At 34.2% G+C, this 14,904-nt stretch carries 11 protein-coding genes; 4 read left to right on the top strand and 7 right to left on the bottom strand.

Translation table 11 applies throughout. The annotated features are described in order from the left end of the window. Nucleotides 1–21: 21 nt before the first annotated feature. The 4 genes from ACFSAH_RS12000 to ACFSAH_RS12015 all read right to left on the bottom strand — a co-directional run bounded on the left by ACFSAH_RS12000 (nt 22) and on the right by ACFSAH_RS12015 (nt 5,829). Entirely contained in the window at nt 22–1,572 is a 1,551-nt protein-coding gene (locus ACFSAH_RS12000; RefSeq protein WP_379662981.1) for a helicase HerA-like domain-containing protein, read from the bottom strand. A gap of 218 nt (nt 1,573–1,790) precedes the next feature. Beyond that, complete coding sequence (locus tag ACFSAH_RS12005; protein ID WP_379662982.1) at nt 1,791–4,241, bottom strand: alpha/beta hydrolase family protein; 2,451 nt, start codon at nt 4,239–4,241, stop codon at nt 1,791–1,793. Nucleotides 4,242–4,255: 14 nt separating this feature from the next. Next, nucleotides 4,256–5,365, bottom strand: coding sequence for a M42 family metallopeptidase (locus ACFSAH_RS12010; RefSeq protein ID WP_379662983.1), 1,110 nt, complete (start codon nt 5,363–5,365; stop codon nt 4,256–4,258). Between the two features lie 47 nt (nt 5,366–5,412). Then, the gene (locus ACFSAH_RS12015) at nt 5,413–5,829 is read right to left on the bottom strand and encodes a GNAT family N-acetyltransferase (RefSeq protein ID WP_379662984.1); all 417 of its coding nucleotides are present in this window, start codon (nt 5,827–5,829) and stop codon (nt 5,413–5,415) included. A 399-nt stretch (nt 5,830–6,228) separates the two neighbouring features. On the opposite strand from ACFSAH_RS12015, the gene ACFSAH_RS12020 reads away from it, so the two are divergent. The 4 genes from ACFSAH_RS12020 to ACFSAH_RS12035 all read left to right on the top strand — a co-directional run bounded on the left by ACFSAH_RS12020 (nt 6,229) and on the right by ACFSAH_RS12035 (nt 10,944). Beyond that, nucleotides 6,229–7,782: a sodium:solute symporter family protein gene (locus ACFSAH_RS12020; protein ID WP_379662985.1), complete on the top strand. Its 1,554-nt coding sequence runs from the start codon at nt 6,229–6,231 to the stop codon at nt 7,780–7,782. A 34-nt stretch (nt 7,783–7,816) separates the two neighbouring features. Next, nucleotides 7,817–8,758, top strand: a complete 942-nt coding sequence (locus ACFSAH_RS12025; protein ID WP_379662986.1) for a dihydrodipicolinate synthase family protein — start codon at nt 7,817–7,819, stop codon at nt 8,756–8,758. A 270-nt stretch (nt 8,759–9,028) separates the two neighbouring features. Continuing rightward, complete coding sequence (gene tyrS, locus ACFSAH_RS12030; RefSeq protein ID WP_379662987.1) at nt 9,029–10,231, top strand: tyrosine--tRNA ligase; 1,203 nt, start codon at nt 9,029–9,031, stop codon at nt 10,229–10,231. Between the two features lie 65 nt (nt 10,232–10,296). After that, nucleotides 10,297–10,944: a cysteine hydrolase family protein gene (locus ACFSAH_RS12035; RefSeq protein ID WP_379662988.1), complete on the top strand. Its 648-nt coding sequence runs from the start codon at nt 10,297–10,299 to the stop codon at nt 10,942–10,944. A gap of 122 nt (nt 10,945–11,066) precedes the next feature. Here the strand turns inward: ACFSAH_RS12035 and ACFSAH_RS12040 are convergent, their stop codons facing one another. Genes ACFSAH_RS12040 through ACFSAH_RS12050 form a run of 3 tightly spaced genes read right to left on the bottom strand, consistent with a single transcriptional unit; the run spans nt 11,067 to nt 14,892 of the window. After that, on the bottom strand, nt 11,067–12,188 hold the full coding sequence (locus tag ACFSAH_RS12040) for a cytochrome-c peroxidase (RefSeq protein ID WP_379662989.1): 1,122 nt from the start codon (nt 12,186–12,188) through the stop codon (nt 11,067–11,069). 4 nt (nt 12,189–12,192) lie between these two features. Next, complete coding sequence (locus ACFSAH_RS12045) at nt 12,193–13,698, bottom strand: DUF6850 family outer membrane beta-barrel protein (protein WP_379662990.1); 1,506 nt, start codon at nt 13,696–13,698, stop codon at nt 12,193–12,195. A 3-nt stretch (nt 13,699–13,701) separates the two neighbouring features. Further along, nucleotides 13,702–14,892 (bottom strand): DUF4876 domain-containing protein, encoded by a 1,191-nt coding sequence (locus ACFSAH_RS12050; protein WP_379662991.1) that lies wholly within the window; start codon nt 14,890–14,892, stop codon nt 13,702–13,704. Nucleotides 14,893–14,904: the final 12 nt, after the last annotated feature.

A 14,904-nucleotide genomic window follows, 5' to 3' on the forward strand; every position in this document is an offset into this window, starting at 1 on the left:
GTATTTCAATGAATTTATAATCTAAAAGCCAAAGAAAGATCCGCCAGATTTACCTCTAGGTTTTTTACCACCAATCATTCCAAAAATTCCCCGAACGATTTCTCTTCCTATTTGTTTGGTTATAGATGCGTCCATTACTTTCTCGAAAGTACTTTTTTCTATCCGCGTAGTGCTACGAGTAACCGTTACAGTAGTTTGATTTCCTTCTATCTTGCTTTTTGCTTCAATTCGTTCTACCAGAATTTCATAAGCACTCCTAGGGTCAATAGTTTCCTGATATTTTCTGTATAGATCTGAATTGTCCATTAGTTTCTGACATTCTGCATCGCTCATAGGGCCCATAACCGCTGTAGGTGGTATAAGGTGTACGGCAACTGTTTCGGTAGGCACACCTTTTTCGTTAAGTACTGTAATAATAGCTTCTCCTGTCCCTAAACTGGTAAGTACCTTGTCTATTTGATAAAAACCAGAAGAGGGGTAAGTTTTTACGGTTTTCTTTAAAGAATCTACATCGTTTGGTGTAAAGGCTCTTAAGGCATGCTGTACACGATTACCTAATTGTCCTAATACAGATTCAGGCACATCTGTAGCCGCTTGTGTACAAAAGAACACGCCAATGCCTTTAGATCTGATCAGACGTATCACTTGTTCTATTTGCTCTAAAAATGCTTTGCTAGAGTTTTTAAATAGTAAATGGGCCTCGTCAAAAAAGAATACTAATTTAGGTTTATCTAAATCTCCTACTTCAGGCATATTATAAAAAAGTTCGGCTAGCAGGCTCAGCAGAAAAGTAGAATATAATGAAGGCTGATCTTGCACATCTGAGATATTCAGAAGGCTTATAACACCTTTTCCATCGACCTTTTCAAATAAATCATGTATATCAAAAGAAGTCTCGCCAAACATTGGAGAAAGCCCCATTTGTTCCAGTGCTACTATTTTACGCAAAATAGTACCCGATGTTGCTGTTGATATTTTGCCATAAGTATCTTTAATTTCCAGAGCACCATCACCTTCGGATAAATAGCTTAATAGTTTCTTTAAATCTTTAAAATCTACCAAAGCCATTTTATTGTCATCGGCATATTTGAAAATGGCAGAGAGTACACCAACTTGAGTATCATTAAGATCAAGGATTTTCCCCAGCATTACCGGACCAAATTCTGATACGGTGGCACGCATTTGAGCTCCTTTTTTGCCCGAAAGAGAATATAATTCTATAGGAAAGCCAGTGGGTTTAAACTCTATATTTAATGCTTTAGCTCTTTCTTCTATTTTAGCATTGGTTTCTCCGGGTTGGTACAAACCAGATAAATCGCCCTTTACATCCAACATAAATACCGGAACGCCTGCATTAGACAATTGTTCTGCTATGAGTTGTAAAGTTCTTGTTTTTCCGGTTCCGGTGGCTCCAGCAATTAAACCGTGTCTGTTCATCATTTTTAACGACAAATTGACTTCAGCCTCTGATAATACTTTTCCATCGAGCATACCTGCACCAAGGTAAATGTATTCTCCTTTGGGGTTGTATGAGTTTTTAATCTTATCTATAAACTCTTGTTCTTTAATCATAATTAGAATTTATTTGATGTATAGTCTGATGTGTTTCAGCATATATACAAAATGTAATACTCGTTGTTTTTCTTAGATCCTGTTCAATATTCTGGCAATGTGTTGTATAAAAACATAAAACTTCTCTATTAGTTTCTACAACCTGAATATTGATTTCTAATTTAGGAAAAATAAGAACAAGTTTGAATAGCTGGCTGAATCAAATGAGTTTTAAAACATTATTTATCAGTATATTTTTTAATCCAGGTATCCATTTCCCATAACATGTGTAATACCGATTCTTTTGCTTTATAATGATGGCCCTCGAAAGGTAATATTACTAAACGGGCTGTGGCACCATTTCCTTTTAAAGCGGCATAATATCTTTCACTCTGCATAGGAAAAGTCCCGGTATTTTCATCTGCTTCACCATGGATAATTAAAATAGGCGTTTTCTGCCTATCTGCATAAGAAAAAGGGGACATCTTAAAGTATAAATCAGGGTCTTGCCAATAAGTACGTTCTTCGTTCTGAAAACCAAATGGAGTTAAAGTTCTGTTATAAGCTCCGCTTCTGGCTATTCCGGCCATAAACATTCCGTTGTTATGTGTTAGCAGATTAGCAACCATAAATGCGCCATAGGAGTGACCTCCAATAATGATTTTTTTTCTATCGCCAATTTCCAGTTTTTCAACCTCGTCTATGGCTGCAATAGCATTATCTTTTAATTGCTCAATAAAGGTATCATTAGGCATATCATTGCTTTCTCCAACTATAGGCATATCTACTTCCATGACAAGAAATCCCTGAGTTGCCCAATAGATAGGGGAAGACCAATTTATTTTGGGAGATAGGTAAGGAGAGCCTTTAACTTGAGATGCAGCAGCAGCTGTTTTATATTCTTTGGGATAAGCCCACATTAATACAGGCAATTTCCCTTGAGAAACGTGATAGTCTTTTGGTAAATAGATAGTTGATGATAGCTTTAAACCATCAATTCTTTTATAATTAACCTGTCTTTTGGTAACACCTAATAATGGTAAATAAGGATTTTCAAAATAGGTGAGCCGATACTCCTTCTTCGATTTTAAGCCCATGGCATAATAATTTGCTGGTTGCATAACCGATTCTCTGGAAAACAGTAAACGCCCTGAATTTAAGTTGTAATGTACCGGTAATTCGTAATAAGGTGCTTTTGATCTGAATAAAGTGTCCGTAATTTTAGTTTTTACGTTAAATTTTAAAAGAAAAGGTTTTTCGCCTTTGTCAGAAGCTCCTTTAGAAATTGAATATACATTAACATTGCTTGGGTCTGCTATTCTCCGAAACCTGTTACCATCCAAAAGAAGAATATCTTTGTTATACTCATTTTTAATTTTGATAAATTCTCCCGGGTCGTTATAGGTGTTTTCGTAATACCTGTCCCATAAATTAACTCTGTATGTTGAATTTCCTGGTTTTATAAATACACGCCTTTCTGTTCTTGTACGCCACCATTTTTCTGTAACGATGGCTATTTGGTCGTCTCCCCATACAATAGAATGAAATCTGAGATAGCAATCTGCCAGTTTAGAAGTTTTTTTGCCATTTGCTTCTTTCATATAAATTACATCTCTTACCGGAATTAATTTTGATGGATTTCCTCCATCTTTTGCTTCCACCCAAATATAGGTTTGCGGTTTATCATGTCGCCATTGAAAAGCCCTCTTAGATGTTGTTACGGCATCAAAACCATTTGGCAAATTATCCTGTAGAGGTGTTTTATTAAGATTAGCCACAAAAGCTCCGTATTTATCATACAAATCTACTGAAGATGGGAATCTGGAATAAGGTAACTGATAAGAATATGGCTTTTCAATAGTTTTGGTCATGACCAATTTTCCGTCTGGAGAGATGTCAAAATCAGAATATATAGCAGGAAGAGCAAAATTAACAGCTTCGCCATTATGTACATAAACCATTTTTAATTGCGAAGTAAGGTAATAATCGAATAAGCTTTCGTCCTGTTTATTTTTCAGAAGATCCTGATAGGTTTTGCTAGCAGAGGATGCCATAGCGGTTTCAGAAATAATAGGAGCAATGTTTGATTGAGCTTGAGATATTATTGCTCTTTTATCATTTACAAATTGCGCCAGAATAGATTTACTGTCTGGAGACCATTGATATACTTTACCTAATGTTTTTATTAAGGATAAGTCTGTTAACTTATTTGTTTTATAATTGTTTAAAGAAAGAACCCAAAGCTCTAGTTTGTGATTGTTTTCAAGGCAGAATGCTAAAGAATTCTGATCCGGTGAAAAGGAAACCTCCGATATTTTATAGTTTTTAGGTAAACCATTTATTTGTATTTCGTGATTGTAATCTAGGTTTTTAATAGAAATTGACGTATAAAAAGTATAATCGGTAATCGTATTGTTTTGTGGATTAAAACGTGTTCCTGCTAATTTTAAAATAGGTTGGCTCAGCTCTTCTAAAGATATCAATGGATTTCTTTCTAGTATAACCATACAGCTTCCAGAATTATTAAAAAGAACCTGTCTATCAACAGATTTATTGAGAATATCCTGAAATACTTGTGGTGGTTTTTGGTAGGTGTTTGTTTCCTGAGCTTGTGTAAAGTTCAGCATGAAAACAAAAAATGCCGGAACTAGAGATAATCCGGCATTTCTGAAATATTGATATCTTGTCAACTTTATTCCTGAATTTATTTGATATATCTGAAATCCTGGCCGTCCTGGATATTTAAGAGCGATTCGTAAATCAATCTGATTACGTTATCTACGTCATCTTTATGAATCATCTCAACTGTTGTATGCATATATCTTAAAGGTAAAGATATTAAAGCAGAAACAACGCCATCATTAGAATAGGCAAAAGCATCCGTATCTGTGCCTGTGGAGCGGGAAGAGGCTTGTCTTTGGAAAGGAATTCCGTTTCTTTCTGCAGCTTCAACCAATAGTTTATTCAGGTTGTTATGTACAGCAGGTGCGTAGGAAATTACCGGACCTTTACCACAAGCCAAATCACCCTGAGTAATTTTATTAATCATAGGTGTGGTTGTATCATGCGTTACGTCCGTTACAATGGCAACATTAGGCTTGATACGATGGGCAATCATTTCTGCACCACGAAGTCCAATTTCTTCTTGTACTGCATTTACGATATACAAACCAAAAGGTAATTTAATTTTGTTTTCTTTTAATAGTCTGGCAACTTCGGCAATCATAAAACCACCAGCTCTGTTATCTAAAGCTCTTCCAAGATAGTAACGGTCATTTAACACCATAAATTCATCTTCATAGGTAATAACACATCCTACATGTATACCCAAAGCTTCAACTTCTTCTTTACTGGTACAACCACAATCCAGAAAAATATTTTTCAATTGTGGAGTTTCTTCTTTTTCACCTCCATGTCTGGTATGGATGGCAGGCCAACCAAATACTGCTTTTACTATTCCTTTATCTGTATGGATATTTACACGTTTAGAAGGTGCAATCTGATGATCTGAACCACCATTTCTGATTACGTAAATCAATCCATCATTGGTTATATAATTGACAAACCACGATATTTCATCAGCATGAGCTTCAATAACTACCTTATATTCTGCTTTTGGATTAATAACGCCTACGGCAGTACCGTAATTATCTACATAATATTCATCAACATAAGGTTTTATATAATCTAACCAAAGTTTTTGTCCTTTATATTCAAATCCTGTAGGGGAAGGATTATTGATGTATGCTTCTAAAAACTGAAGTGATTTTTTGGTCACTATTTCTTGCTTTTCCTGTGCTTTCTTCTTCGCCATATCTATATATAAAACTTGAGATAAAAGTTAATTTACCTGTAAATCTATCAAATTTCTTTTTCTATTGTCATGAAATCTATCCCATTTTTAGAGAAAGTATTTCCATTAGTAGCAAAACCAAATTTTTTATAAAAGTTTATGGCAGATACGCGGGCATTACATCTAAGCTGCTTTTTATGGTTTTCTGTAGCGTAGTCTATTACATACTGCAAAAGCTTTGTACCAATTTTTTGATTCTGAAAATCGGGACGAACCGCTAACTTTCTAAAAACCATTGTATCTCCATCTTCAAAAACAGATACAACGCCAGCAAGCGAATTATCGGTAAAAATACCGAAATGGACACCATTAAAGTCATCTTCCAACTTTACGGCTTCAATAGGATGATTAGGGTACATAGCTTCATTTCTAATGTTCCATGTCAGTTCCGGTGTAATCTGTTCTATTTTCAAATCTGATTTCATAGAGGTCTTATAATTTGATTTCACAAATATGGGGTTTGTTCTCTGCTTTTTATAGTACTCAAAATCTATTTTACTTAAAGATGAATAACATATTTCTGTTTAACGATTAATTATCAGATATAGTTACGGGCAATAAATCTACTATAAGTCGTGTTTTATGGATTTTATTTAATTAAAAAATAAGAATTAATAGATATTCACTTCTCGTTTCGCTGATTTAGTCTTACCAGCCTTTATTATCAGGATAAAACATCTTTTCTATAAAACAGTAACTTTCCATTACTTTCTTGATAATATCGTACACATGAAAGAGAAAATGTGTTAGAGTCTTTAAAAGTATTCCTGATACATTTGCTATAGAAGTTGAATAATTACTAAACCTAATATTCGAGGAAAAAGATGACAGAGAATCTTCCATTTATTGATCTAGCAGTAATAGCCTTATACCTTATAGCTATGGTTTTGGTAGGTGTTTATTTTTCAAGGAGAAATAAAAGTGCCGACCAGTTCACAAAAGCATCAGGACGTATACCCGGTTGGGCAATAGGCTTATCTATCTATGCAACATTTTTAAGCAGTAATACATTCTTAGGAGTTCCGGGTAAGGCATTCGGAGGTAACTGGAATGCTTTTGTTTTTAGCTTATCTATGCCTTTAGCCGCTTGGGTGGCAGCCAAATACTTTGTGCCATTTTATAGAAGTGTAGGCGAGGTATCAGCCTATACCAATCTTGAAAAGAGATTTGGAGCCTGGGCGCGTACCTATGCAGTGGCATGTTTTCTTTTAACACAGTTGGCTAGAATGGGATCTATTTTCTTTGGTATTTCTCTGACTTTACAAGCACTTACCGGTTATAGCATGGAAATGATTATGCTGGTAACAGGTATCTGTATAATTATATACACTGTAATGGGAGGAATAGAGGCTGTAATTTGGACTGAGGTAGTACAGGGAATTCTAAAAACTTTAGGAGCTATATTAATTATCGGAATTATTGTGGCAGATATGCCAGGCGGAGTTTCTAAAATCGTTGAAATTGGAACTAACGATAATAAGTTTGGTCTCGGCAGTTTGTCGTTTGATTTTACGCAGGCCACTTTTTGGGTGGTGTTGCTGTACGGTTTCTTTATAAACCTAAACAACTTTGGTATGGATCAGAACTACGTACAAAGATACCATACCGCAAGTTCTGCAAAAGAAGCATCAAAATCAGTTTGGTTATGCGTTTGGATATATGTTCCAGCTTCGTTAATGTTCTTTATTATAGGAACGTGTCTATATGCTTACTATCAGGTAAATCCAGATCTTATACAAGGCGTTAAACTACAAGCAGCTGCAGAATTATTACCTTCTACAGCATCCAGTTCAGAAATAAGCAGTTTAGCTTCAGCTTTAAAACCAGAAGATTATGGAGATAAAGTGATGCCACATTTTATGGTAACCATGATCCCAACAGGGTTGGTAGGTTTAATTGTATCAGCTATTTTATCTGCAGCAATGAGTACCATTAGCTCTGGTATGAATGCTTCTGCAACAGTTTTTGCTGAAGATATCTACAAAAGATATTTCAAACCTGAAATGACCGATAAGCAAAATATGAAATTATTGTACATCGGAACAACATTTTTTGGATTAGCAGGAATGGTTTGTGGAATAGCAATGATTGGAGTGAAGAGTATATTGGATATATGGTGGCAATTATCAGGAATTTTTGCTGGCGGTATGTTAGGCTTATTCTTATTAGGCATTATTAGCAAGAAATCAGGAAATACAGAAGCTTTAGCAGCCACGGTGATTGGTCTAATGGTAATTATCTGGATGTCTTTATCCTATTTAATACCAGAAGAGTTTGCTTACTTAAAGAACCCACTTCATGCAAACATGATTATTGTTGTCGGGACATTATCAATTTTCTTAACAGGATCATTAATAGCTAAAATCAGAAAAGGTTAAATACCAATACATTACAAAATAATAAAATCAGAAGATGAACAGAACAGAAAAAGGTTTTATACCTGTCATGTTGACACCTTTTAAGGATAGCGGAGATATAGATTTCGATGGACTGAAAAGATTAACGGAATTATACATTGAAGCAGGTGCGGCAGGTTTATTTGCCAATTGTCTTTCAAGCGAAATGTTTGAATTGAGTGAAGACGAACGCTTGGAATTAGTAGATTTTGTAGTAAAATCAACTCAAGGGAGTATTCCTGTTGTAGCTACAGGTACTTTTGGTGGGGCTATAGAAAAACAGGCAGACTTTGTAAAGAAAATATACGATACAGGTGTAGAGGCGGTTATTGGAATTACCAGTTTGTTAGCTGAAGAGCAGGATAGTGATGAAATATTTGACGCCAACGTACATAAGCTGTTAGATTTAACAGATGGTGTTCCAATGGGATTTTACGAATGCCCGGTTCCTTATAAAAGATTAATTTCACCTGCGCAATTAGAAGCTCTGGTTAAAACCGGAAGAGTAACTTACCATAAAGATACTTGCTTAGACATAGATCAGGTAAGAGCAAAAATCAAAGCAACCGAAAATAGTAATAATTTTGGTTTATACGATGCTTATATGGTACATGCAGTAGAATCATTAAAAGCAGGTTCTGCAGGATTATCATGTATTCAAGGAAACTTCTATCCTGAACTGTTAGTATGGTTATGTAATAACTATGCAAACGAGTCATTGGCAGGTGAAGTAGCACAGGCACAACAGTTCTTTATAGACAATATGGATGTAATGCATGATGTTTATCCTACTATAGCTAAATATTCATTACAACGCAGAGGCTTTGATATGTCTACATTTACAAGAAGACAGGGAATAGGTACTTTTAATCAGGAAATTAAAAACCGTATTGCTGCTTTAGACGAAAAGTACGACTTACTTAAAGATCAACTGGAAATTAAACATTCAATAGCATAGCGGTTTAGCTTTTATTTTAATAATTAGGTTTGAACAGGATGTCTTTTTAGCATCCTGTTTTTTTATACAATTTAAAAGCCTTACTTTTGTACCAATGAAATTTTTGAAGAACATATTAAGACTTCCTTTCTATAATAACTATTATTATACCAATAGCTGTTCGGGAAAAGGTATGTCTGCACTTCAGAAATTATATACATAACTATAATAAAAAGATATATCACCAAAGCCCGGACATGTTCATGTTCGGGCTTTTTTATTTTACAAAAAATGGATACAGTAAAACAACTTAAAGAAAACGTAGAAATTATTTTACCCGATAATGGGTTAGAAAGTAAACTGGCGCAGGCAGAAAAAGATAATAGAAAGCTGAGTATTAAATTAGGTTTTGATCCAACTGCACCAGATTTACATCTTGGACATGCTGTAGTATTGCGTAAGCTAAAACAATTTCAGGATTTAGGTCATCAGATTATAATATTGGTAGGTAGTTTTACCGCAAGAATAGGTGACCCTACAGGCAAAAATAAGAGTAGAAAACCTTTATCTGTGGAAGAGGTGAAACATAATGCAGAAACCTACATTAAACAACTCTCTAAAGTAATAGATGTAGATAAAGCTAAAATTGTATTTAACTCAGATTGGTTAGATTCATTGAATTTTTCAGAAGTTATTCAACTGCTCTCAAAAGTAACGGTAGCGCAGCTTATGCACCGGAATGATTTCAATAAAAGATTTACGGAAAATACACCCATAGCCATGCATGAACTTGTTTACCCCATATTGCAGGGATTTGATTCAGTTCAGATTGGTTGCGATATAGAAATGGGAGGGACGGATCAGCTGTTTAATTGTACTATGGGTAGGCAATTACAGGAAAGTTTTAATATGGACGGCCAGATAGTTATGTGTATGCCATTATTAAAAGGTTTAGACGGAAAAGAAAAGATGAGTAAATCTTTAAATAATATTATAGGTCTTACAGATGAACCTAACGAAATGTTTGGGAAAACCATGTCAATACCTGATAGCCTGATAGAAGAATATATTGATTTAGCGACGGATTTTTCTGTTATAGAAAAAAAAGAATTGAAGGATTTGTTGAAAACAGAAAATCCGATGGAAATAAAAAAACAGATAGCCAAAAACATTATTAGACAATACCACAGCGAGGAAAATGCAGAAGAGGCCGAACAATTTTTTGTAAACCAGTTCCAGAATAAAAACTTTGAAGAAAAAGTGTTCGAACCGGTAAAAATAGATTTGTTTTTAAATCATCAAGAAGTTGTATTATTGGTAGATATGTGTACTCATCTAAAGAAAGACATTACTAAATCTGCAATAAGAAGGTTAATTGAAAACGGAGCCGTCCAGGTAAATAATGAAAAGATAATAAATCCTAATCAGGAACTGAAATTAACACCGGGAACTAAAGTTAAAATAGGGAAACGAGAGTTTTTTGAATGGTTATAATTCTTCAACTTACTTTTAACAGAATAGGCAAAATTTTTAAATTAGTCATTCCAGAATTTTAAAAGATGAATAGTCATATAGCACCAGATTATAATAAATGCATTTTGTTAACCATAGATATGCAGAATGACTTTGTTATGCCCGGTAGTATAGCCGAAGTTACAGGTTCTCATGAAATTGTTCCCCGCTTGAAAAAGGTATTAGAAACCTGTCGGGAAAGAAATATTCCCATCATTCATGTTATACGTCTTTATAAAGAAGATGCTAGCAATGTAGATTTATGCAGAAAGGCATTGATAGCATCGGGGGCTAAAATTGTTTTACCAGATACCAAAGGAGCTGAATTGGTCAAGGAATTACTACCAGAATCTTCTTCTTTTACAATGGATTATGATACTTTATTAAAAGGAGAAGTGCAAGAAATAGCTAATAACGAATGGATTTTATACAAATCCAGATGGGGCGCTTTTTATAATACCATATTGGAAGATTTTTTGAAAGAGCGACAGATTGATACAATTGTTTTTACAGGATGTAATTTCCCTAACTGTCCGCGGACAAGTATTTATGAAGCCAGTGAACGTGATTTTAAAATAGCTATGCTAAGCGATCTGGTTTCTGGTGTTTATGAAAAAGGAATGACCGAACTGAAAAATATTGGTGTAGAAATAATCTCATCAGAAAACTTTATAACAAAAATTGCTACTCAATAAAGTGAGATTTAAGTAAACTAAATAGAAAAAGTATTATTATGCAACGTCTTTTTCAAAAGACGTTGCATAATTAAACACTTCTAATTATTTATGAAGGTTAAATTACTGAGAAAGACACACAATTATTTAGGTAATTCTGGTCTCGGCATTTTATATTGTGTAGCTGTAATAGCTTCAAGAAATGCTACTAATGAACGTTTTTCTTCTGTTGTTAATTTTAACGGTTTTAATAAACGATCTGTATATGGATACATTGGGTCAGCCTTTTTCTGTTCGTCTGTAGGATCTATCATATGCATACCACTGTTGTAAATATTAACAACCCCCATAATATCACTAAATAAACCATTGTGCATCCATGGTCCATTATGCATAACATCTCTTAATGAAGGTGTTTTAAATTTGCCTGCATCATTCGGGTCTTTAGTTACCTCATATCTTCCAAGGTCCTGATATTTTCTCTTATAGTAAGTAAGTCCAATGTTATGAAAGTCTTCATCAGTAAAAAATTGTCCATTATGACAATTCATACATCTGGCTTTAGTCCTGAATATATGCATACCCTCAATTTCCTTGTCTGTTAAGGCACTATATTTACCATCCAGGAACAAATCAAATCTACTTCGTCTGCTTTGTAAAGTACGTTGAAACTCTGCCAATGCAATAGTAATGCGTTCCATGTTTATCTTGTCATCACCAAAAGCTTCTGTAAAAAGTGTTTGATATCCTTTAATATTCTTTAATTTTTTAGGTAATTTATGGGGATCCATTGCCATTTCGTGATGAGCTTCAATAGGAGATGATGCCTGTTCTTCCAAACTTGCAGCTCTGCCATCCCAGAAAAGAGATTTTCTGGCATAAACATTCAATAACGAAGGTGTATTTCTATTTCCCAGAGTATGGTCATGTCCCAAAGCTACACTTTTACCATCACCAAATGATAGTTGCGGATCGTGACAGCTACTGCATGATATCTGATTTGATCCGGATAACCGCGGATCAAAAAAAAGTAATTTTCCAAGATTAACCTTAGGTTGCTTCATTTTAGAGAAATAGCTGGTATCTATTACTGGTAAAGATTTAAACTCTTCCCATTTTATTCCTTCATCTATGGTTGGCTTAGGCCATTCAGAAATAGGTTTTTCATACAGTTGGCGCAATGTACTAACTTCTACATCGCCCAAAAAGGCGGTACTTACAATAAATACGAAAAAAATTGAGGTAATGAAGGCTATTCTTTTCATCTTGCTAAAAAACAAATCCCGTAGAAACTTTTATATAGTTTTGCTTGATATTTGTCTGATTTTGTGCTTGTATATTAATAAAAAAACTTAGTGTCTGTTTAACCGAATAATCTATAGATAATGAGGCTAAACTCGTAAATGTATCAGCTGTGAGATATGTATAATTATTTTCTAACATTTGGTAGATACTTGAACTTACATCTAAGCCAGTAAATGATTTATTTTTGTTTAATGATGTTTGATACTTTAAACCTATTAAACCGGTTATAATAAACTGATTGTTTACCTGTTTACTAATTCTCGGTTGTATTCCTGCTTCAATTAAATCAAACTGTTGAAACCTGTTTGGTGAAACATAACTTTCTTCAAACTGTTTAAAGTTACCACTAATATTTATTCCCCAATCTAATGGATAACCTCGCTTTTCATAATCCAAAAACACATTGAAATTAGTAATGGTATTCGAGTATCTTAAATCTTCAGATATTTTAGGATAAACAGTTCCTGATGTTTTACTATCAAATTTAGCTTCGGTTCCCAAGCGTTTATTATGTGATATTGTAGCACGAACAAGATATGCTTCTGTTTTCCCAATATTCATATATCCAAAAGAAGTTTCGTAGAACTTGTTTGCAATCTCAGCAATATTGTCTTTAGTTTTCGTAAGACCTTTTCCGAAATCAAATTTATTATATTTTCCCTCTAAGAACCAACCTTTTTTAGTCTCAGGAATTAAGTTTAGTCCTATTCCTTTTTGAAAACCTTTATATGTACTTTTTGTTGGATCTCCCGCCAATACGCTGTTATAATTTCCAAGGCCTGCATCATAAAAAGTAAGTGGATAGGAGAGTTCGTTTACAAAACTTAATTTATTACTTTGTGTATAGTAAAAACCGTTTAAATCTATAGCTACTCTGTATTTATCACTTACTTGTCTGGATATGGCTAATTCAAGGTCTATTTTAGCCGTCTTATTCTCAGGTCGTGGGTCTATATCCCTATAAAGTTGTGTTCCTTCAAAAGAAGTATTTATTCCAAAAGTATATTTCTCAATAGATTTATTAAGTCCACCGGAAAAATAATAAACCTCATTATACAAATCTCCACCCACAGTATCTGCTGTTACATAGGGATAAATTAATTGATACGATGAAGATTCATTGAAATTTCTTTTTAATATTTTTTCATTGCTATAAGAGGCCTTTCCCCATAAGGTACTTTTAGGTTTATTATTATAAGATTCTGAATAAACCTTAAAAGAATTTTCTCCTTGTCCTATCTGAGAATAAAATAACTCTTTTTTATCTCTCAAATAATCAATGGCTAATATGCTATAAGAGGTATCTCTTTGAAATTGTTTTAAGGCAGCATTTTCAAAGAGATTATTAAGATGTTGGCTTAATAGAGAATTCTTTTCTCTTATAGCTATTGAATTGACAGGTTTATCCTGAGCATAAGAAAGGCTCACGCTCAGGATAAACAAATGTGTCAATATATTTCTAAAAAGCATGTTTTATTTTTTTAAAGAAGGAACTACCTCTGCATCAAAATCAACAGATGAATTGTTTGTATCCTTCAATATTTCTCTGTCACCATCTTTTGAAATCACTTTTCTTCTTACTGATTTTCCGTACCTATTAGCATCAGAAGAAGTGGTTCCGCAATGTGTCCAACCCATGTCTAAAGCAGGAGAGGTGGTTATCCATTCAAAACTATCAGCAACACTTAAATTAACAGCATCCAAAATGTATTTGTTTTCTATTTTGTAGCCGTTACCTGACATTTCCTTTGTGGTGAAATATTTATAAGTGTAATAATTGTCTGCTTTAAAGGTCTCTATACCCTTGTCTATTTTTGCAAGTATAAAACCTTTAAAACCGCGGTTATGTGTTGTGAAGCTAGCAGTTACCGGAATCATATTGGTTACCTGCGGATTATCTATATTAATACTGGATAATAGTTCCATTTCGAAGTCTGCGCTGGTTAAATCAATTGAATTGGAATTGTATTCCAAATGATTGATACCATTATCAGCGATAACAACTTGTTTTCCGGGTGCAACCGGATATTGTTTTCCCGTTCCGGGTATCATGGCAATATCGCTCACGGTTACGGCTTCGTTCATGATATCTGGTGTGTAATCTCGTCTGGTTGTAGTAAGAAAGGTTATTTGTGCTATCATTAAACCATCTGCATAAAGCGTATCTGCAGAATTGTTATAAATAACATAGTACTTGTCTCCATTATATTGCTTACCCTCTGGTGTTACCGATCCTGTGAAATACAATTCTTTGATAACAAAATTTGCATTCTCATCATATAGAAAGAGTTTTAAATTAACAGCAGCATTTTCTCCTAATAAAATTACTCCTCCCTGGCGCCCTCTTAACTTACTATTTACTTGCTTACCATCTTGAGTATAAGATATATCTGAAGTGAAAGTTACTTCGTAAGAACCTTCTGGTAGAGAAACCTGAATCGGTTCATCTCCGTTAAACTGCTTTTGAGTATTTATTTTACTGTTAACCTCGGTAAAAGAAACGGTAATATTAGAAACTTTAGGAGCTTCTAGTGTTTCAGGCACCTGATAGGTTATGGTTAAATCGGTTTTTTTCTCATTTAAACTGTCTTTTTTACAGCTCCCTACCGTTACAGAAGCAAGAAGTGCTAAGCCAAATAATAGCTTTGAATGAATAGTGTTCATATGAATTATGTA

Source organism: Pseudopedobacter beijingensis (assembly GCF_042678145.1).
Lineage (GTDB): Bacteria > Bacteroidota > Bacteroidia > Sphingobacteriales > Sphingobacteriaceae > Pseudopedobacter > Pseudopedobacter beijingensis.